This is a genomic window from Streptomyces sp. NPDC020747 (assembly GCF_044334695.1).
Classification (GTDB): Bacteria; Actinomycetota; Actinomycetes; order Streptomycetales; family Streptomycetaceae; genus Streptomyces.
Window position 1 is genome coordinate 179,934 of record NZ_JBIRTJ010000009.1, and the last position, 19,715, is coordinate 199,648.

A 19,715-nucleotide genomic window follows, 5' to 3' on the forward strand; every position below is an offset into this window, starting at 1 on the left:
CCGCTCAGCTAAGCCGGGACTCCAGTTCCGCCACGATCTCGTTCACGCCGACGGCAACCTGCTCGCCGGACTCCATGTCCTTGAGCTGGACGACACCCTCGGCGAGGTCGCGCTCGCCGGCGACGACGGTGTAGCGGGCGCCGCTGCGGTTGGCGTTCTTCATCGCGCCCTTGAGCCCCTTGCCCCCGTAGGAGAAGTCGGCCGCGACCCCGTTCCGGCGCAACTCGGTCACCACCCGGAAGAGCACCCGCCGAGCCTCGTCCCCGAGCGGCACCGCGAACACACTGGTGGGCGCGGGAAGTTCGAGGGACACACCCTCGGCCTCCAGCGCGAGGACCGTACGGTCGACGCCGAGCGCCCAGCCGACGGACGGCAGCGCGGGACCGCCGATCATCTCGGACAGGCCGTCATAGCGACCGCCGCCACCGACCGCGGACTGCGAACCGAGACCGTCGTGCACGAACTCGAAAGTGGTGCGGGTGTAGTAGTCAAGACCCCGGACCAGCTTCGGATCGTCCTCGAAGGAGACCCCGGCGGCCGTGATCAGCTCGCGGACCTCCTCGTGGTACGCCTTGCACGCGTCGCAGAGATAGTCCCGCAGCAAGGGAGCCCCGACCAGCTTCTTCTGGACGTCGTCGCGCTTGTCGTCGAGAACCCGCAACGGGTTGATCTCGGCCCGGCGGAGAGTCTCCTCGTCCAGGTCCAGCCCTCGCAGGAAGTCCTGGAGCGCGGCCCGGTAGACGGGACGGCACTCCTGGTCGCCCAGCGAGTTGAGGAGGATCCGGAAGTTCCGCAGCCCGAGCGAGCGGTAGGCCTGGTCGGCCAGGATGATCAACTCGGCGTCCAGAGCCGGGTCCTCGGCTCCGATCGCCTCGGCTCCGACCTGCGAGAAGTGGCGGTAACGGCCCTTCTGGGGGCGCTCGTAGCGGTAGTACGAGCCCGAGTACCAGAGCTTGACGGGGAGGTTGCCCACCTTGTGCAGGTTGGCTTCCAGGGCGGCGCGCAGCACGGAGGCCGTGCCCTCGGGGCGCAGCGCCAGCTGGTCGCCGCCCTTGGTCTCGAAGGCGTACATCTCCTTCGTCACGATGTCGGTGGACTCACCGACCCCGCGCGCGAACAGTTCGACGTTCTCGAATCCGGGCGTCTCGACGTATCCGTAACCGGAGTTGCGCAGCGGTGCGGCGATCGCCTCGCGCACCGCGAGGAACGTCGCGCTGTCCGGCGGAATCAGGTCGTACGTGCCCTTGGGGGCCTTGAAGGTGCTCACGGGAAGTCTCGTCACATTCCTCGTCGAGGAGCGGAGGTCGGATCCGCTCCCGGGCCGTCCGCCGCCACCTGCCGCAAGTACGGGTTGGTGGCGCGCTCCTGGCCGATGGTCGTCTGGGGGCCGTGGCCGGACAGCACCACGGTCGAGTCGTCGAGCGGCAGGCACACACGGGCCAGCGAGTCGAGGATCTCGGCGTGGGAGCCGCCGGGCAGGTCGGTGCGTCCGATGGAGCCGGCGAAGAGCAGATCCCCGGAGAAGAACACGGACGGGATCTCCGTGTTCTCGGGCATCCGGAACGTCACCGACCCCTTCGTATGGCCAGGCGCGTGCGCGACGGAGAAGTCGAGGCCGGCCAGCTTCAGCGCGGCGCCGTCCGTCAGCTCCTTCACGTCGTCCGGCTCCCCGATGGTCAGCTCGCCCATCAGCGGCATCCCGATGGAGCGGCCGAGCGCCCGCTCGGGGTCGCTCATCATGTACCGGTCCTCGGGGTGGATCCACGCGGGCACGTCGTGCGCGCCGCACACCGGGACGACCGAGGCGACATGGTCGAGGTGGCCGTGCGTGAGGACGACGGCGACGGGCTTGAGCCGATGCTTGGCGAGCGCTTCCTCGACTCCCTGGGCGGCCTGGTGGCCCGGGTCGATGATCACGCACTCCTCGCCTGCGGCGGGGGCGACCAGATAACAGTTGGTGCCCCAGGCCCCGGCGGGGAACCCGGCAATGAGCACGTTCGTCCTTCGGTATGTCGTACGGGGAATGGCCTGGCTGTGGATCAGAGCCTACCGGCGCTGCCGGAACCACAGCGAACCCATATACGGTACGGGTCACACGCAGGCGGTCGGCTCAACAGACGCACGCGTCCCACCTGACGTACGAGACGCATGAGGAGATAACCCGGTGGTCACCCAGGAACAGCGGCGGCGTCAGCTCGCCCGGGAGAAGTTCTTGCGGCAACAGCAGCGGCGCACGTCCGCTCGGCGCAAGGCCCACGCTCGCAACGCGGTGATCGCGTCGGTCCTCGGCGTGGTCGTCGTGGGCAGCGTGGTGTCGTACGCGACCGGGGTCTTCAAGAACGACGACAACAAGTCGGACGCGGCGGCCGAGGCGAGCCCGAGCCCCTCCGCGCCCAGCAAGGCACCGGACCCCTGCGAGAAGGCCGCGGCGGGCAAGGTGAAGTCGCTGAGCTACAAGAAGGAGCCGGCGATGACCGTCGACAAGTCGGCGGACTACACGATGAAGCTGCAGACGACCTGCGGCACGATAGACATCGACATGCCGGCCTCGAAGGCCCCGCACACCGTGAACTCGTTCAACTTCCTGGTGGGCAAGGGCTATCTGGACCACACCAAGTGCCACCGCCTGACCACGAACGGCATTTACGTGCTGCAGTGCGGCGACCCACAGGGCACCGGTATGGGCGGCCCCGGCTACACGATTCCGGACGAGAACCTCAAGGACAAGCGCCTCAAGGGCGACACGTACCCGGCGGGCACGGTGGCGATGGCCAACCAGTACAACGCCCAGACGAAGGAAGGCCGCAACTCCGGCGGCAGCCAGTTCTTCCTCGTGTACCAGGACAGTCCGTTGCCGGCCAACTACACACCGTTCGGGACTATTTCCGAATCGGGCATGAAGGTCATGGAGAAAATCGCCAAGGCCGGCGAGAGCACTGGCCAGGGCGACGGCGCACCCAATGCGACCGTCGTGATCGACAAGGCGACCGTGACGAAATCCTGACCTCCAGCAGCGAAATTTCGGTCGCGCGGGATGCGGACAGCCGCCCCGCCGGTCGCCTATGTTGGCCGTGACGAAACTGTGGACGATGCCCGGGGGCAAAGCAGCCCCACGCAGGCATCATGTGGAGGAGGCGCTGTGAGCAGCGACCCGTGGGGCCGCGTCGACGAGACGGGGACCGTGTACGTGCGTACGGCCGACGGCGAGCAGGTCGTCGGTTCCTGGCAGGCCGGTTCTCCCGACGAGGCACTGGCCTACTTCGAGCGCAAGTACGAGGGCCTGGTCGTCGAGATCGGCCTCCTCGAACGACGAGTGAAGACCACCGACCTGTCCGCGAAGGACGCCCAGATCGCGATCGACCACATTCGCGAGCAGGTGGACGCCCACCACGCGGTCGGGGATCTGAACGCGCTGAAGGTGCGGCTGGACAAGCTCGTCGAGACGGTCGAGGCACGCCGCGAGGAGCGCAAGGCGCAGCGGGCGAAGCAGTCCGACGAGGCCCGGCACTCCAAGGAGGCGCTGGTCGTCGAGGCGGAGGAGCTGGCCCAGTCCGACCAGTGGCGGGCAGCCGGTGAGCGGCTGCGGGCGCTCGTGGACACCTGGAAGGGTCTGCCGCGGCTCGACCGGAAGTCCGACGACGAGCTGTGGCACCGCTTCTCGCACGCGCGCTCGGCGTTCTCCAAGCGCCGCAAGGCGCACTTCGCGTCGCTCGACGCGCAGCGCGAGGAGGCCCGCAAGACCAAGGAGAAGCTGGTCGCGGAGGCCGAGTCGCTGTCCGCCTCGACGGACTGGGGTCCGACGGCCGCCCGCTACCGCGAGCTGATGGCGGACTGGAAGGCCGCGGGCCGCGCCCAGCGCGAGCACGAGGACGACCTGTGGAACCGTTTCCGCGGCGCCCAGGACGTGTTCTTCGCGGCGCGCAGCTCGGTCTTCGCCGAACGGGACGCGGAGCAGACGGAGAACCTGAAGCTCAAGGAGGAGCTGGCCGAGGAGGCCGAGAAGCTCGTCCCGGTGCAGGACCTGAAGGCGGCGCGGGCCGCCTTCCGCTCGATCAACGAGCGGTGGGAGGCCATCGGCCACGTACCGCGTGACGCCCGCCCGAAGGTCGAGGGCCGGATGCACACGGTGGAGCGGGCCCTCCAGGAGTCCGAGGAGACCGAGTGGCGCCGGACGAACCCGGAGGCACGCGCGCGTGCCGAGGGCCTGACCGGGCAGCTCCAGGCGGCCGTGGACAAGCTGCGGGGCCAGATCGAGTCGGCACGGTCCTCCGGCAACAACGCGCGGGCCGACAAGCTCCAGAAGGAGCTCGACGGCCGCCAGGCACTCCTTGAGCAGGCGCTGAAGGGTCTGCAGGAGTTCGGCGGCTAGGGGTTTTCCGCTTCTACGTAGAGGGGCTTCCGTACGTGACGTACGGAAGCCCCTCTACGTAGTGCCCGATTACGGCCTGCGCGCCGATGTCACCCGGTACACGTCGTACACGCCCTCGACTCCCCTGACCGCCTTCAGGACGTGGCCCAGGTGCTTCGGGTCGCCCATCTCGAAGGTGAAGCGGGAGGTGGCCACCCGGTCGCGGGACGTCTGGACGGCCGCCGACAGGATGTTGACGTGCTGGTCGGACAGGATCCTCGTGACGTCCGACAGGAGCCGCGAGCGGTCCAGGGCCTCGACCTGGATGGCGACGAGGAAGACCGAGGACTGGGTGGGCGCCCACTCGACCTCGAGGATGCGCTCGGGCTCACGGGACAGCGAGTCGACGTTGACGCAGTCGTTGCGGTGGACCGACACCCCGCTGCCGCGCGTCACGAAGCCCATGATCGGGTCGCCGGGGACGGGCGTACAACAGCGGGCGAGCTTGACCCACACGTCGTCGACGCCCTTGACGACGACACCCGGGTCGGCGTTCGACCGGCGTTTGCGGCCGCGGCCGCGCGCCGGCGGGACGCTCTCGTCGATCTCCTCGGTGGCCGCCTCCTCGCCGCCGAGCGCCTGGACGAGCTTCTGCACGACACCCTGCGCGGCCACGTGGCCCTCGCCGATCGCCGCGTACAGGGACGAGATGTCGGGGTAGCGCATCTCGTGCGCGAGCGTGACCAGCGAGTCGCCGGTGAGGATGCGCTGGATCGGCAGGTTCTGCTTGCGCATGGCGCGCGCGATGGCGTCCTTGCCCTGCTCGATCGCCTCGTCGCGGCGCTCCTTGGAGAACCAGGCGCGGATCTTGTTGCGGGCGCGCGGGGACTTCACGAAGCCCAGCCAGTCGCGGGACGGGCCCGCGCCGGCCGCCTTCGAGGTGAAGACCTCGACCAGGTCGCCGTTGTCCAGGCTCGATTCGAGCGGTACGAGGCGTCCGTTGACCCTCGCTCCTATGGTCCGGTGGCCGACCTCCGTGTGGACCGCGTACGCGAAGTCCACCGGTGTCGCCCCGGCCGGGAGCGCTATGACGTCGCCCTTCGGCGTGAAGACGAAGACCTCGTTGCGGGACAGGTCGAAGCGCAGGGACTCCAGGAACTCGCTGGGGTCCTCGGTCTCCTTCTGCCAGTCGAGCAACTGGCGCAGCCACGCCATGTCGTTGACGGCGTCCTTGTCCTTGCCGAGGCCCCTGGGCGCGTCCGTGCGCACCTTGGAGGCGCCGGCGGAGGGCTCCTGCTTGTACTTCCAGTGCGCGGCGATGCCGTACTCGGCGCGGCGGTGCATGTCGAACGTACGGATCTGGAGTTCGACCGGCTTGCCGTTCGGACCGATCACCGTCGTGTGCAGCGACTGGTACATGTTGAACTTGGGCATCGCGATGTAGTCCTTGAACCGCCCCGGAACCGGGTTCCAGCGGGCGTGGACGGTGCCCAGTGCCGCATAGCAGTCGCGGACCGTGTCGACGAGGACGCGGATGCCCACCAGGTCGTAGATCTCCGCGAAGTCACGGCCACGGACGATCATCTTCTGGTAGACGCTGTAGTAGTGCTTCGGGCGGCCGGTGACGGTCGCCTTGATGCGGGCCGCGCGCAGGTCGGACTGGACCTCGTCGGTCACTATGGCGAGGTACTCGTCGCGCTTGGGGGCGCGCTCGGCGACCAGGCGCACGATCTCGTCGTACATCTTGGGGTAGAGGATCGCGAAGGCGAGGTCCTCCAGCTCCCACTTGATGGTGTTCATGCCCAGGCGGTGCGCCAGCGGAGCGTAGATCTCCAGCGTCTCGCGGGCCTTCTTCTCCTGCTTCTCGCGCTTGAGGTAGCGCATGGTGCGCATGTTGTGCAGGCGGTCGGCGAGCTTGATGACCAGGACGCGCGGGTCCTTGGCCATGGCGACGACCATCTTGCGGACGGTCTCGGCCTGTGCGGCCTCGCCGAACTTGACCTTGTCGAGCTTGGTGACGCCGTCGACGAGCAGGGCGACCTGGTCGCCGAAGTCCCGCTTGAGGGTGTCCAGGCCGTACTCGGTGTCCTCGACGGTGTCGTGCAGCAGGCCCGCCATGAGCGTGGCCGGGTCCATGCCCAGCTCGGCGAGGATCGTCGTCACGGCGAGCGGGTGCGTGATGTACGGGTCGCCGCTCTTGCGCTTCTGGCCGCGGTGCCAGCGCTCGGCGACCTGGTAGGCGCGCTCGACCTGGCGGAGCGTGGCCGTCTCGATCTTCGGGTCGTTGCTGCGCACTATCCGCAGCAGGGGCTCCAGGACCGGGTTGTACGGGTTGGACCGCTGGACGCCGAGACGGGCCAGCCGGGCACGTACACGGTTGGAGGAGCCGCCGCCGGAGCGTGCGGGCTGTCCGGCCGTGGGGCGGGCCGCGGACGCGGGTGCCTGGCGCTCGGGGGCGGCCGGCTCGGGACGTGGCTGCTCAGCCGCCTTGGCTCCGGCCGCGGGCTCGGCGGAGCCGTTCTTCGCGGGCGCGCTCGCGGGCGGTGCGGGCGTGCCTGCGGGCGCCGCGGACTTCTCGGGCTTGGCGGCGGTGAGTGGCTGGGCCTCGTCTGGCAAGAGGACTCCTCGTGCGCGATCCGGGTCCCCGGTCAGGCTCCGGAGACCCCATGGTAGCGATCCTGGGCTCCGGACTCGCCTTCGGCCGGTGAGACCGCCTTCTACGGGAGGAACGCGGGAGGCGGGCACCGGATTCCTCCGGGCCCGCCTCCGCGGTGTCCTACAGGTGCCCCGGACGTGTCGTACGGGGGCCTGGGGGGTTGCTCAGACCTTGAGCAGCGCCTCCAGCGGGGCTCCGTCCAGGGCCGGCTCCAGCCGGGCACGGCCGCCCAGGAAGCCGAGCTCCATGAGGACGGCGACACCGGCGACCCGGGCACCGGCCCGGCGGATCAGCCGGAGCGAGGCCTCGGCGGTGCCGCCCGTGGCGAGGACGTCGTCGACGACCATGACGCGGTCGTCCCCGCTCAGGTCCTCGGCGTGCACCTCGATCTCGGCGGAGCCGTACTCCAGGTCGTACGTCTGGCCGAGGGTCGCTCCGGGGAGCTTGCCCGCCTTGCGTACGGGGATGAAGCCGAGCCCCGCGCGGACCGCGACGGGCGCGCCCAGGATGAAGCCGCGGGCCTCCAGGCCGACGATCTTCGTGGCGCCGCTGCGGACACTGATCTCGGCCAGCGCGTCGGTGAGCGCCGTGAACGCCGCCGGGTCGGCCAGGAGCGGGGTGATGTCCTTGAACATCACTCCCGGCTCCGGGTGGTCCGGGACGTCACGGATACGGCTGAGCAGCAGTTCTTCGATACCTGTCATCGACGCTTCCCCGACGGCCGGCCGCGCCTGCCGCGGGACGACGGCTGGGCACGCTGGACGCGCGGTCCGACGACCGCGGGCGTCGCGTCGTCGTCTTCGCGGTCCTCGTCGTTGTAGCGCTCGTCGACGACCGGGGCCTCCAGGGACTCGCCCTTCGCGGCGGCCGCGGCCCGCTTGGCGAGCACGCGCTTGCGGAGGGCCTTCATCTGCGGCTCGCGCTCCTTGAGGTCGGCGACGAGCGGCGTGGCGATGAAGATCGAGGAGTACGCACCGGCCGCGAGGCCGACGAACAGCGACAGCGAGATGTCGTTGAGCATGCCCGCGCCGAGCACACCGCCACCGATGAACAGCAGGCCGCCGACCGGGAGCAGCGCGACCACCGTGGTGTTGATGGAACGCACCAGGGTGCCGTTGATCGAGCGGTCCGCGATCTCGCTGTAGGTCCAGCGGGTCTGTTTGGTGATGTCCTTCGTCTGCTCCTTGAGACTGTCGAAGACGACGACCGTGTCGTAGAGCGAGTAACCGAGGATCGTGAGCAGACCGATCACCGTGCCGGGGGTGACCTCGAAGCCGACCAGGGCGTAGACGCCGACGGTGATGGTGATGTCGTGGATGAGCGCCACGAGCGCGGCCGCCGCCATGCGCCACTCGAAGGCGATCGCCAGATAGATCACCACCAGGACCATGAAGATCGCCAGACCCTGCCAGGCCTTGTTGGCGACCTGATCACCCCAGCTGGGGCCGACCAGGTCGGCGTTGATCTTCTCCGCGTCGACCTTCAGGTCCTTGGCGAGCTCCTGCTTGATCTGGTCGGACTTGCCGGTGTCGATGCCGGCGATCTGGATGCGCAGTCCGCCGTTACCGAGCTTCTGGACGATCGCGTCGTGGCCGGAGGCCTCTTCCGCGTACGTCTCGGCCTGGCTGACCGAGATGCTGGTCCTCTCGGTGGTGAAGACGGCGCCGCCCTGGAACTCGATGCCCATGTTCAGGCCCCGCACCGCCAGGCCGACGATCGCCGTGATGGTGATCAGGATCGAGACGCCGTACCAGATCTTGCGCTTGCCGACGAAGTCGTAGCCGATCTCGCCGCGGTGGAGCCGGGCGCCGAGGGTGCCGAGTTTCGACATCTCAGGCCTCCTTCGTGTCGACGGGAGCGGACACGCGACGGGTGCGGCGCAGCGGCGGCTGGACGCCCAGTCGCTTCGGGTCGAGGCCGGACCAGCTGTGGCCCTCCGCGAAGAACTTCTTGCGGGCGAGGATCGTCATCAGCGGCTTGGTGAAGAAGAAGACGACGACCACGTCGAGCAGGGTGGTCAGACCCAGCGTGAACGCGAAGCCCTGGACCTTGCCGACCGTGACGACGAAGAGCACGGCCGCGGCGAGGAACGACACGAAGTCGGAGACCAGGATGGTGCGCCGGGCACGCGGCCAGCCGCGCTCGACCGCGGGCCGCAGCGTACGGCCTTCGCGGATCTCGTCACGGATGCGTTCGAAGAACACGATGAACGAGTCCGCCGTGATGCCGATGGCCACGATGGCGCCGCAGACCGCCGGCAGGTTCAGCGCGAAGCCGATGGTCGGGCCGAGCAGCGCCATGATCACGTAGGTCATGACCGCGGAGACCAGCAGCGACGCGATGGCGATGAGCGACAGGCCCCGGTAGTAGGCCACCAGGTAGATGATGACCATCGCCAGACCGATGGCGCCGGCGATCAGACCGGCCTCCAGCTGCTCGCCGCCGAGCGCGGCGGTGACGGTGGTGACGCTCGCCTCCGTGAAGGTGAGCGGCAGCGCGCCGTACGACAGCATGTTGGCCAGGTCCTCGGCCTCCTGCTGCTTGAAGCTGCCGGAGATCTCCGCGCTGCCGCCGGTCAGCGCCTGGCTGACGTACGGGTCGGAGACGACCTCACCGTCGAGGACGATGGCGAACTGGTTCTGCGGGGACTGGTTCTGCGCCAGCTTGCCCGTGATGCTCGCGAACTTCTTGGCTCCCTTGGACGTGAAGTCCATGGTGACCTTCCAGCCCGCGGCACCCTGGGTGTCGAACAGGGCCGAGGCCTTGTCGACGTCGGTGCCCTCGACCTCGGCCGGGCCGAGGATGTACTTCTGCCACTGGCCCTGGGAGTTCTGACCGCAGGCCACGGTCGGGTCGGTGGCCTTGACGCCGTCACCGGCCTTCGCGCGGACCGTCTTCTTGGAGCAGTCGAGCGCGGTGTACGCCGCCTGGAGCTTGGCGGTCGCCGGGTCGGTGCTCGCGGACGGCGAGGCGGACGGGCTGGACGCGGCGGAACCGCTCCCGGACGGGGTGGGGTCGGCCTTCAGCGCGTCGGTGACCGCGCGGCCCTGCGTGCTGGAGCTGGCCGAGGGGGACGTGGAGGGTGACGAGGACGAGGTGGCCTTGTCGGTGGCCTTGTCCTTGTCGCTGTCCTTGCCCGAACCCGAGGAGGCGCTGCTGGAGGCGCTCGGCGAGGGGCTGGCCGCCGGGTCCCCACCGGAAACCTCGGTGGTCAGGACGGGACGGAAGTAGAGCTTGGCGGTGGTGCCGACCTGTTCCCGGGCCTGCTCGGAGTTGGTGCCCTTGGGGATGTTGACGATGATGTTGCTCTCGCCCTGGGTCTGCACCTCCGCCTCGGTGACGCCCAGACCGTTGACACGGCGGTTCATGATGTCGACCGCGGTGTTCATGTTGGTCGGGTTGATCGCGTTCTTCTGGCCCGGCTCGTTCTTCGCCTGGAGCGTGATGCTCGTACCGCCGGCGAGGTCGATGCCGAGGCGCGGCGTCGTGTGTCCGGAGGCGAACATGCCGCCGGTGAGCGCCACGATGGCGATCAGGATCAGGGCCAAGGTGCGCCCCGGCCTGCCCTGGGTGCCCTGTCGGCCCTTCTTAGGTGCTGCCACCTTCTCGTTCTCCCTCTTCGTCCGCCCGGTGACCGAAGTACCTGCGCGGACGGGCATGAATGGTGTCGAGATTCCGTGCGAAGCCACACGTCCCGGGGACCGCGGCGCGCGAGCGGCGCACTCCGCGGTCCCCGGTCATGACTACTTCGCGTCGGGCTCGCCGTCGGACTTCTTCAGGTCAGCCTGATCGGCCTTCTTCGGCTCCGCGTCGGCGGACTCCTCGACGGGCTCGTCGGCCGCGTCCTTCTTGCCGAGGTCGATGGGCTTGTCGTCGGAAGCGTCGGCGGGCTCGTCGGTCTCGGTGAGGGAGGAGGCGTCGTCCGGGACGACGGATTCGTCTTCCTTCAGGTCGTGCTCGATGCCGTGAACAAGGCGGTTGTACTCGTCGTCGCTGAGGACCGCGCCGATCGCGTTCTTCGCGAAGAGCAGGTCGACGCCCGGGCCCGCGTCAAGGAGGACCGTGTCCTCGTTGACCTCCTTCACCGTTGCGTACATGCCACCGATCGTGCGGACGCCGGAGCCGGGCTGCATGTCGTTGCGCATCTGCGCGGCCGCATTCTGCTTCTTCTTGGCCGACCGGGTCATCAGGAACATGGCCCCGATGAGCACGATGAACGGGAGGAGGGTCACGAGACTCACGGGACGGAACTTCCTTCATTCGACCGCGATGGTGAGCGGCCTGATGGATGGGGGTATGTACGCCGCCGACAAAGGCGGCATCGGCGGAGTCTAAGCGAGTCCGCCGTCAAGGAACAACGCTCAGCATGGCACCGGGGTTCCTGACCCCGCGAGCCCCCTCGCCGTCACGCCCCGAACAGGTCCTGTTGTCCGTTTCCACCGGTTGACGGGCGGGGCGGGGCGAGGCCGAAATGGGCCCACGCCGCCGGTGTGGCCACCCGCCCGCGGGGCGTACGGGCCAGTAGTCCCTCACGGACGAGGAAGGGCTCGGCGACCTCCTCCACGGTCTCGCGCTCCTCCCCCACGGCGACGGCGAGCGTCGACAGACCGACCGGGCCGCCGCCGAAGAGCTTGATCAGCGCTTCGAGGACCCCTCGGTCCAGACGGTCGAGGCCGCGGCTGTCCACCTCGTAGACGGCGAGGGCGGCGCCCGCGATCTCTCGCGTGACGAAGCCGTCGGCCTTGACCTGGGCGTAGTCGCGGACGCGGCGCAGGAGCCGGTTGGCGATACGGGGTGTGCCTCGGGAGCGGCCCGCGATCTCGGCGGCGCCCGCGGTGTCGATCTCGACGTCCAGCAGGTTCGCCGAGCGGTGGATGACGCGCTCCAGCTCGGCGGGCTCGTAGAACTCCATGTGGGCGGTGAAACCGAAGCGGTCCCGCAGCGGGGGCGGCAGCAGGCCCGCGCGCGTGGTGGCGCCGACGAGCGTGAAAGGGGGCAGTTCGAGCGGGATGGCGGTGGCGCCCGGCCCCTTGCCGACGATCACGTCGACGCGGAAGTCCTCCATCGCCATGTAGAGCATCTCCTCGGCGGGCCGCGACATGCGGTGGATCTCGTCGAGGAAGAGGACCTCGCCCTCCTGGAGGGAGGAGAGGATCGCGGCGAGGTCGCCCGCGTGCTGGATGGCGGGGCCGCTGGTGATGCGGATGGGGGCTTCCATCTCGGCGGCGATGATCATCGAGAGGGTGGTCTTGCCGAGGCCGGGGGCGCCGGAGAGCAGGACGTGGTCGGCGGTGGCGCCACGCGCGCGTGCGGCCCGCAGGACCAGGTCGAGCTGCTCGCGGACCTTCTCCTGGCCGATGAACTCGTCGAGGTCCTTGGGGCGCAGGGCGGCCTCGACGGCCTGCTCCTCGTGGTCGGCGGACGCACCGACGAGCCGCTCGGCGGTGTCGTCGTCGGCCGTGTCGTCCCAGTTCATCGGTGTGCCTCGCGGTGTGGTGGGTCGGGGTCGTACGGGCATGGGGTGGGCGGTGCCCCGTGGGGGCGCGGGGCTGTGTCGACTGCGGCTCCGCCGCGTGGGCGCGACCAGCCACAACGGACCCGCAGGTTCATCACCGACGCCTCCGGTAGAGCGCTCAGCGCGCTCTGTTGAGGGTCTGGAGGGCCGCCCTCAGCAACTGGCCCACCTGAGGCGTCCCGGCCGCCTCGGCCTGCGGTGCCACCGCGGAGACCGCCTCGTCGGCCTCGCGGGTCGCGTACCCGAGGCCGATCAGCGCGGCGTGCAGCTGCTCGCGCCACCCGGCCGTGACGGGTGTGCCGATGGCGGGGCCCCCGGTGCCGAGCGGCTCGCCGAGACGGTCCTTGAGCTCCAGGAGGAGCTTCTGGGCTCCCTTCTTGCCGATGCCCGGTACGGCGGTGAGGGTCTTCTCGTCGCCGGTGGACACCGCGCGGCGCAGGGCGTCGGGGCTGTGCACCGCGAGCATGGCCTGGGCCAGCCGCGGGCCGACGCCGCTCGCGGTCTGCAGCAGCTCGAAGGTCCCCCGCTCGTCGTCGTCGGCGAAGCCGTACAGCGTCAGCGAGTCCTCCCGTACGACGAGGGAGGTGGCGAGCTTGGTCTGCCGGCCCATGCGGAGTCCGGAGAGCGTGTTCGGCGTGCACTGGACCGCGATGCCGATGCCGCCCACCTCGACCACCGCGGAGTCTGGCGCGAGGGCGGCGACGGGGCCGCTGACGAAGGCGATCATGCGGTACGGCCTTTCGGTGCGTGGTTCGGTGCCGGTTTCGGTGCTTGGCTCGGTGCTTGTTGCGCCGCGGCTTTCGACGCGTGCAGGGCGGCGGCCTGCTGGAACCGGTTCTGCGCGACCGCCTGCTGCAGGCGGTTCTGGGCGGGTGCGCGCCAGATGTGGCAGATCGCGAGGGCGAGGGCGTCCGCCGCGTCGGCGGGCTTCGGGGGCGCGTCGAGCCGGAGCAGCCTGGTGACCATGGCGCCGACCTGGGCCTTGTCCGCCCGGCCGTTCCCAGTGACGGCTGCCTTGACCTCGCTGGGCGTGTGCAGGGCCACGGGAATCCCGCGCCTGGCCGCGCACAGCATGGCGACCGCGCTGGCCTGGGCCGTGCCCATCACCGTACGCACGTTGTGCTGGCTGAACACCCGCTCCACCGCGACGAGTTCGGGCCGGTACTCGTCGAGCCACTGCTCGATGCCCTGCTCGATGGCGACGAGGCGCTGCCCCAACTCCGCGTCGGCGGGCGTCCGTACGACACCGACGCCGTGCATGGCGAGCGGCCGGCCCGCCACGCCCTCGACGACACCGACACCGCATCGGGTCAGTCCGGGGTCAACGCCCAGTACCCGCACCCCTGCCCCTCCTTCGTTCTCCCCCAGCCACCGCTGGGAGGTGCCCCCAGTTCGTGCAGGCTATCGGGTGCCACCGACATCGACCGCCAGCGACGCCCGACAAAGCGACGGGCCGACGGAGTGTGTCCCGTCGGCCCGTTGAACCCGTGCGGCTCGCGGCAGCGCTACGCGTCCACCTTCTCCATGACCTCGTCGCTCACGTCGAAGTTGGCGAAGACGTTCTGCACGTCGTCGCTGTCCTCGAGGGCGTCGATGAGCTTGAAGATCTTCTTGGCGCCCTCCTCGTCCAGCTCGACCTGCATGGTCGGGACGAAGTTGGCGTCGGCGGAGTCGTAGTCGATGCCCGCGTCCTGGAGGGCGGTGCGCACCGCGACCAGGTCGGTGGCCTCGGAGATGACCTCGAAGGACTCGCCCAGGTCGTTGACCTCCTCGGCACCCGCGTCGAGCACGGCACCCAGGACGTCGTCCTCGCCCAGCTCGCCCTTGGGGACGATGACGACACCCTTGCGGTTGAAGAGGTACGAGACGGAACCCGGGTCGGCCATGTTGCCGCCGTTGCGGGTCATGGCGACGCGTACGTCCGAGGCGGCGCGGTTGCGGTTGTCGGTGAGGCACTCGATGAGCACCGCGACACCGTTCGGGCCGTAACCCTCGTACATGATCGTCTCGTAGTCGGCGCCACCGGCTTCGAGACCGGCGCCACGCTTGACCGCGGAGTCGATGTTCTTGTTCGGGACCGAGCTCTTCTTGGCCTTCTGGATGGCGTCGAAGAGCGTCGGGTTACCGGACACGTCGGCGCCGCCCGTACGGGCGGCGACCTCGATGTTCTTGATCATCTTCGCGAAGAGTTTCCCGCGCTTGGCGTCGATCACGGCCTTCTTGTGCTTCGTCGTAGCCCATTTAGAGTGGCCGGACATCTGCCTGTCTCCCTCGCGTAACCCATCCAGATACGAACGCCAGAGATCCTACAAGGACTCCGCCGCCCGGTTCGCGCGCACCATCTCGACGAACAGGCCGTGCACGCGGTGGTCGCCGGTCAGTTCCGGGTGGAACGACGTGGCGAGCGCGTTGCCCTGACGTACGGCGACGATGTGGCCCTCGTGCTCGGCCAGCACCTCCGCCTCCGCGCCCACCGACTCGACCCAGGGGGCGCGGATGAAGACGCCTTCTACAGCATCGCCCTCCACGCCCCTCACGTCGACCGTCGCCTCGAAGGATTCGTTCTGCCGTCCGAAGGCGTTGCGGCGCACGATCATGTCGATGCCGCCGATGGTCTCCTGGCCCGAGCGCGGATCGAGGATCTTGTCGGCGAGCATGATCATGCCCGCGCAGGTGCCGTAGACGGGCATACCGGCCCGCACGCGCGCGCGGAGGGGTTCCATCAGGCCGAAGAGGACGGCCAGTTTGGAGATGGTGGTGGACTCGCCGCCGGGGATGACGAGTCCGTCGACCTCGGCGAGTTCCTCGGGGCGCCGCACCGCCCTGCCCACGGCGTCCGCCGAGGCCAGGGCGACCAGGTGCTCCCGTACGTCGCCCTGGAGAGCCAGGACACCTACGACAGGTACATCGGTCATGGGTGGTTACCAGCCGCGGTTCGCGTAGCGCTCGGCCTCGGGGAGGGTGTCGCAGTTGATGCCGACCATGGCCTCGCCGAGGTTGCGGGACGCCTCCGCGATGATCTTCGGGTCGTCGTAGAAGGTGGTGGCCTTCACGATGGCGGCGGCGCGCTTGGCCGGGTCGCCGGACTTGAAGATGCCGGAGCCGACGAAGACGCCCTCGGCCCCGAGCTGGCGCATCAGCGCGGCGTCGGCCGGGGTGGCCACGCCACCGGCGGAGAACAGCACGACCGGGAGCTTGCCGAGCTCGGCGACCTCCTTGACGATCTCGTACGGGGCGCGCAGCTCCTTGGCGGCGGCGTACAGCTCGTTGTTGTCGTAGCCGCGCAGCCGGGCGATCTCGTTCTTGATCTGGCGCAGGTGACGAACGGCCTCCACGACGTTGCCGGTGCCGGCCTCGCCCTTGGAGCGGATCATGGCGGCGCCCTCGGCTATCCGGCGCAGGGCCTCGCCCAGGTTGGTGGCGCCGCAGACGAAGGGGGTCGTGAAGGCCCACTTGTCGGAGTGGTTGACCTCGTCCGCGGGGGTGAGGACCTCGGACTCGTCGATGTAGTCGACGCCGAGGGACTGCAGGACCTGGGCCTCCACGAAGTGGCCGATGCGCGACTTGGCCATCACCGGGATCGAGACGGCCTCGATGATGCCCTCGATCATGTCGGGGTCGGACATGCGCGCCACGCCGCCGTCCTTGCGGATGTCGGCGGGCACCCGCTCCAAGGCCATGACGGCCACGGCGCCCGCGTCCTCGGCGATCTTCGCCTGCTCCGGCGTGACGACGTCCATGATCACGCCGCCCTTGAGCTGCTCGGCCATGCCGCGCTTCACACGCGCGGTGCCGGTGGCAGGGGTGTCGGTGGGCTGGGCGGGAGTGGAGAGCGTGCTGGACAAGGGTTGACCTCACTCGGTGAAAGAGGGCTTCTGCAGATACCGAGGAAACGCTTGAGGACCAGGCCACTGCAAGGGCCAATGGGGAGGCGGTGGCTCATTTTCGGGGCCTGCGGGCGGGTTTCCCGTGGCCAGGTCGGGGCGGCCGGGGCTGTGACCAGCGACGTCGTGTGCTGTGCCCGGCAGCGTCGGATCCCGTGGCCGGAAGGGTTGTCCGGGGTCCACGCGCGCGTGGACTACGTTCCCGGGCGGTCCGCGAGGGCGACCGGAGCCTCGTCGTCCATCTCGAAGGCCAGCGGGAAGGGCGCGTGGCCGGCCAGCCGGAACCAGCGCACCTTGCGGTGGCGGCGCAGGGCGCGGGCCGCCCGTACGGCGTCGTTGTGGAAGCGCCGGGCCATCGGCACCCGGCGGACGGCCTGGGCGAGTTCACGCGCCGCGTCCTCGCCGCCGGGGACCGCCTGCACCGCCTCGACCTGCTGGACCTCTCCGAACACGGCCCGCAGTGCCTGGCTGAGGTCGCTCTCGGCGACCTCCCTGTTGTCCTCCTCGGCCTGGCGGGCCCCGTGCGCCGCTTCGTAGAGCACGATCGAGGCGGCCGGGTCGAGCACTCCGGAGGTGGCCAGTTCCTGTGCCACCGACGCCCTGCGGAGCAACTGCGCGTCGAGCGCGGCCCGCGCCGCGTCGATCCGCGAGTGCAGCCGGTCGAGCCGTCCCGCGGTCCAGCTCAGGTAGAGGCCGATCGCCACGAGGGCGACCACGATCCAGATCAGTGTGGAGGTCACGGGCGCACACGCTACCGGTGCGCACCCGACCGCCCGCCCCGGCACGGCCCCGCACGACGATCAGGGGCCGAACCGCACAAAGGCGGTACCGGGCGTCGCCGCGGGCGTCAGTCGGGCAACTGCCCGGAGGCGTCGGCCGCCCGACCGACCTCAGGGGCAGCGCCCGCCACCGTGAACCGCATGGACACGATGTCCTGCGGTACGGCCTCGACCCGGCACCCGAGCCGCTGCTCGATGATCCGCGCCACCGCGAAGAGCCGGATGCGCTCCTCCGGCGTGTGCGCCGGAAAGACGGCCCAGCCCTGGCGGGCCAGCTGCGCGCCGATCTCGGTGGCGAAGACCGAACGGCAGCGGAGCTCCTCGTCGGCCGTCAGAGGCGTCCGGGAGGTGTCCCTGGATGCCTCCAGGGACACCTCCCGGACATCACGTACACCCTCCGCGCCATTCGCGTCCCGCACCGCGCGTTTCCCTCCCGCTCTCAGTCCCGTACCAGGCCGAGTCGGGCCAGCAGCCCGCCCGGCTCGTGGGGCTCGTCGGCGGCGACCGCTGCGGCGCCGTCGGTGACCGTCTCGTAGACGGACAGGATGTCCGCGCCGACCGTCGACCAGTCGAAGCGCCGCACATGCGCGCTCCCCCGCGCGCGCAGTTCCGCGCGGCGTGCCGGGTCGCCGAGCAGCCGCAGCGCCGAGGCGGCCAGCGCGTCGGCGTCCTCGTTGGCGAACAGCTCGCCCGCCGCGCCCTGGTCGAGTACCTGCGCGAACGCGTCGAGGTCGGAGGCGAGCACGGGCGCGCCCGCCGACATGGCCTCGACGAGGATGATCCCGAAGCTCTCGCCGCCGGTGTTGGGCGCGACGTACAGGTCGACGCTGCGCAGGAACCGTGCCTTGTCCTCGTCGCTCACCATGCCGAGGAACTCGACGCGCGACCTCAGCTCCGCGGGGAGCTTCTCGACGGCCTCCTCCTCGTCACCGCGACCGGCGACCAGGAGCCGCGTCCCCGGCCGCTCGGCGAGGATCTTCGGCAGCGCCTTCATGAGGACCGGCAGGCCCTTGCGGGGCTCGTCGATGCGCCCTATGAAGCCGATCGTGTCCCCCTGCCACTCGGCCTTGGGCTCCGCCTTCGCGAAGAAGTCCACGTCGACACCGTTCGGGATGACGACGGCGTCACCGCCCAGGTGCTCGACGAGGGTGCGTCGCGCGTACTCGCTCACCGCGATGCGTGCCCTGATCTTCTCCAGGGCGGGCTGCAGGATCGGGTACGCGGCGATCATCGCCCGGGACCGCGGGTTCGACGTGTGGAAGGTGGCCACGATCGGCCCCTGTGCGGCCCAGCAGGCCAGCAGGCCCAGCGACGGCGAGGCCGGCTCATGGATGTGGATCACGTCGAACGTGCCGTCGTGCAGCCAGCGCCGCACCCGCGCGGCCGACAGGAACCCGAAGTTGAGGCGGGCGACCGACCCGTTGTACGGCACCGGGACAGCACGGCCCGCCGAGACGACGTACGGCGGAAGGGGGGTGTCGTCATCGGCCGGGGCGAGGACGGACACGTCGTGCCCGAGGCCGATGAGGTGGTCCGCCAGATCGCGGATGTGGAACTGGACTCCCCCGGGCACGTCCCAGGAGTACGGGCAGACGATGCCGATTCTCACGGCTGTTCCCCCTCTGCCGGCCCGGAGCGGGGCTCCAGGTCGGCGAGCCACAAGCGCTGCAGCATGTGCCAGTCCTCCGGATGGTCGGCGATACCCGTGGCGAAGGCGTCGGCCATCGCCTGTGTCATGGCAGACGTCTTCTCGGCCCGGGTACCTGACTCGGGGACGTCGACGGGCGGATGGATCCGGCCCCGCATCACGGGCGAGTCGTCGTACCAGAGCGTCACCGGCAGCAGCAGCGCACCGGTCTGCTGGGCGAGCAGCGCCGGGCCCGCGGGCATCCGGGTGGCGTCTCCGAAGAACTTGACCTCGACCCCGGAGGCCGACAGATCGCGCTCGGCGACCAGACAGACGAGGCCGCCGTCGCGCAGCCGCCGGGCCAGCGTGCCGAACGCGGTGCCGCCGCTGTGCGGCAGGACCTCCATGCCGAGGCTCTCGCGGTAGGCGACGAACCGGTCGTACAGCTTCGCCGGCTCCAGCCGCTCGGCGACCGTCGTGAACGGCGTCTCCAGCTTGGTGGTGACCCAGGCGCCGGCGAGGTCCCAGTTGGCCAGGTGCGGCAGCGCGATGATGACGCCCTTGCCGGAGGCGAGCCCGTCGGTGAGGTAGTGGATGTCCTTCGCGACGAAGCCGCCCTTGATGCGCTCCCTGCTCCAGGCGGGCAGCCGGAAGGACTCCATCCAGTAGCGCAGGTACGAGCGCATGCCGGCCCTGGAGAGCTCGGTGAGCCGCTCCGGGCTCGCGTCGGGCAGCACGCGCGCGTAGTTGGATTCGAGGCGTCGTACGCCCTTGCCGCGCCGCTTCCAGGTGATGTCGGCGATGGTCCGGCCCAGGCGTACGGCGACGGGCTCGGGGAGCTTCTTGACGGCTCCCCAGCCCGCCGCGTACGCCGCGTACGTCAGCTGGCCCTTCAGACCGCTCAGA

19 protein-coding genes are annotated in these 19,715 nt (G+C 69.9%); 2 read left to right on the plus strand and 17 right to left on the minus strand.

The window, feature by feature from the left end:
* Positions 1-4 precede the first annotated feature (4 nt).
* Both hisS and ACH4YP_RS24010 read right to left on the minus strand, forming a co-directional pair.
* Positions 5-1,267 carry a histidine--tRNA ligase gene (hisS, locus tag ACH4YP_RS24005; RefSeq protein WP_398492377.1) on the minus strand — a complete coding sequence of 421 codons (1,263 nt, stop codon included), beginning with the start codon at positions 1,265-1,267 and terminating at the stop codon, positions 5-7.
* Between the two features lie 11 nt (positions 1,268-1,278).
* Positions 1,279-1,995: an MBL fold metallo-hydrolase gene (locus ACH4YP_RS24010; protein ID WP_398492379.1), complete on the minus strand. Its 717-nt coding sequence runs from the start codon at positions 1,993-1,995 to the stop codon at positions 1,279-1,281.
* Positions 1,996-2,164: 169 nt separating this feature from the next.
* Here ACH4YP_RS24010 and ACH4YP_RS24015 point away from each other — a divergent pair, with 169 nt between their 5' ends.
* Positions 2,165-3,004 carry a peptidylprolyl isomerase gene (locus ACH4YP_RS24015; protein WP_361073171.1) on the plus strand — a complete coding sequence of 280 codons (840 nt, stop codon included), beginning with the start codon at positions 2,165-2,167 and terminating at the stop codon, positions 3,002-3,004.
* Positions 3,005-3,139: 135 nt separating this feature from the next.
* Positions 3,140-4,369, plus strand: coding sequence for a DUF349 domain-containing protein (locus ACH4YP_RS24020; protein WP_361073168.1), 1,230 nt, complete (start codon positions 3,140-3,142; stop codon positions 4,367-4,369).
* 69 nt (positions 4,370-4,438) lie between these two features.
* Here ACH4YP_RS24020 and ACH4YP_RS24025 read toward each other — a convergent pair whose 3' ends face one another.
* The 15 genes from ACH4YP_RS24025 to ACH4YP_RS24095 all read right to left on the minus strand — a co-directional run bounded on the left by ACH4YP_RS24025 (position 4,439) and on the right by ACH4YP_RS24095 (position 19,714).
* Positions 4,439-6,964 carry a RelA/SpoT family protein gene (locus ACH4YP_RS24025; RefSeq protein WP_398492382.1) on the minus strand — a complete coding sequence of 842 codons (2,526 nt, stop codon included), beginning with the start codon at positions 6,962-6,964 and terminating at the stop codon, positions 4,439-4,441.
* A 204-nt stretch (positions 6,965-7,168) separates the two neighbouring features.
* Entirely contained in the window at positions 7,169-7,708 is a 540-nt protein-coding gene (locus tag ACH4YP_RS24030) for an adenine phosphoribosyltransferase (protein ID WP_361067701.1), read from the minus strand.
* Positions 7,705-8,835: a protein translocase subunit SecF gene (gene secF / locus ACH4YP_RS24035; protein WP_398492384.1), complete on the minus strand. Its 1,131-nt coding sequence runs from the start codon at positions 8,833-8,835 to the stop codon at positions 7,705-7,707. Before secF ends, ACH4YP_RS24030 begins: the two co-directional genes overlap by 4 nt.
* A gap of 1 nt (position 8,836) precedes the next feature.
* Complete coding sequence (gene secD, locus ACH4YP_RS24040) at positions 8,837-10,606, minus strand: protein translocase subunit SecD (protein WP_361067707.1); 1,770 nt, start codon at positions 10,604-10,606, stop codon at positions 8,837-8,839.
* A 141-nt stretch (positions 10,607-10,747) separates the two neighbouring features.
* On the minus strand, positions 10,748-11,245 hold the full coding sequence (gene yajC, locus ACH4YP_RS24045; protein ID WP_361067710.1) for a preprotein translocase subunit YajC: 498 nt from the start codon (positions 11,243-11,245) through the stop codon (positions 10,748-10,750).
* Between the two features lie 164 nt (positions 11,246-11,409).
* A complete protein-coding gene (ruvB, locus tag ACH4YP_RS24050; protein WP_361067713.1) occupies positions 11,410-12,480 on the minus strand; it encodes a Holliday junction branch migration DNA helicase RuvB in 1,071 nt (356 codons plus the stop codon).
* Between the two features lie 157 nt (positions 12,481-12,637).
* The gene (ruvA, locus tag ACH4YP_RS24055; RefSeq protein ID WP_361067716.1) at positions 12,638-13,246 is read right to left on the minus strand and encodes a Holliday junction branch migration protein RuvA; all 609 of its coding nucleotides are present in this window, start codon (positions 13,244-13,246) and stop codon (positions 12,638-12,640) included.
* Positions 13,243-13,860 carry a crossover junction endodeoxyribonuclease RuvC gene (gene ruvC / locus ACH4YP_RS24060; RefSeq protein ID WP_398492387.1) on the minus strand — a complete coding sequence of 206 codons (618 nt, stop codon included), beginning with the start codon at positions 13,858-13,860 and terminating at the stop codon, positions 13,243-13,245. Before ruvC ends, ruvA begins: the two co-directional genes overlap by 4 nt.
* Before the next feature lie 164 nt (positions 13,861-14,024).
* Complete coding sequence (locus ACH4YP_RS24065) at positions 14,025-14,777, minus strand: YebC/PmpR family DNA-binding transcriptional regulator (protein ID WP_361067722.1); 753 nt, start codon at positions 14,775-14,777, stop codon at positions 14,025-14,027.
* Positions 14,778-14,825: 48 nt separating this feature from the next.
* Positions 14,826-15,434: a pyridoxal 5'-phosphate synthase glutaminase subunit PdxT gene (gene pdxT / locus ACH4YP_RS24070; RefSeq protein WP_398492390.1), complete on the minus strand. Its 609-nt coding sequence runs from the start codon at positions 15,432-15,434 to the stop codon at positions 14,826-14,828.
* Positions 15,435-15,440: 6 nt separating this feature from the next.
* The gene (gene pdxS / locus ACH4YP_RS24075; RefSeq protein ID WP_143635429.1) at positions 15,441-16,364 is read right to left on the minus strand and encodes a pyridoxal 5'-phosphate synthase lyase subunit PdxS; all 924 of its coding nucleotides are present in this window, start codon (positions 16,362-16,364) and stop codon (positions 15,441-15,443) included.
* A gap of 233 nt (positions 16,365-16,597) precedes the next feature.
* Positions 16,598-17,143, minus strand: a complete 546-nt coding sequence (locus ACH4YP_RS24080) for a hypothetical protein (RefSeq protein WP_361067729.1) — start codon at positions 17,141-17,143, stop codon at positions 16,598-16,600.
* Between the two features lie 107 nt (positions 17,144-17,250).
* Complete coding sequence (locus tag ACH4YP_RS24085; RefSeq protein ID WP_398492392.1) at positions 17,251-17,601, minus strand: hypothetical protein; 351 nt, start codon at positions 17,599-17,601, stop codon at positions 17,251-17,253.
* Positions 17,602-17,621: 20 nt separating this feature from the next.
* Positions 17,622-18,791 (minus strand): glycosyltransferase family 4 protein, encoded by a 1,170-nt coding sequence (locus ACH4YP_RS24090; RefSeq protein ID WP_361067734.1) that lies wholly within the window; start codon positions 18,789-18,791, stop codon positions 17,622-17,624.
* Positions 18,788-19,714, minus strand: coding sequence for a phosphatidylinositol mannoside acyltransferase (locus ACH4YP_RS24095; protein ID WP_398492605.1), 927 nt, complete (start codon positions 19,712-19,714; stop codon positions 18,788-18,790). Before ACH4YP_RS24095 ends, ACH4YP_RS24090 begins: the two co-directional genes overlap by 4 nt.
* Position 19,715 lies beyond the last annotated feature (1 nt).

Excerpts from the sequence above, each read along its gene's own strand:
- ACH4YP_RS24065 (WP_361067722.1), bottom strand. The coding sequence starts at position 14,777 with ATGTCCGGCCACTCTAAATGGGCTACGACGAAGCACAAGAAGGCCGTG.
- ruvB (WP_361067713.1), bottom strand. The coding sequence starts at position 12,480 with ATGAACTGGGACGACACGGCCGACGACGACACCGCCGAGCGGCTCGTC.
- ACH4YP_RS24030 (WP_361067701.1), bottom strand. The coding sequence starts at position 7,708 with ATGACAGGTATCGAAGAACTGCTGCTCAGCCGTATCCGTGACGTCCCG.
- secF (WP_398492384.1), bottom strand. The coding sequence starts at position 8,835 with ATGTCGAAACTCGGCACCCTCGGCGCCCGGCTCCACCGCGGCGAGATC.
- pdxT (WP_398492390.1), bottom strand. The coding sequence starts at position 15,434 with ATGACCGATGTACCTGTCGTAGGTGTCCTGGCTCTCCAGGGCGACGTA.
- ruvA (WP_361067716.1), bottom strand. The coding sequence starts at position 13,246 with ATGATCGCCTTCGTCAGCGGCCCCGTCGCCGCCCTCGCGCCAGACTCC.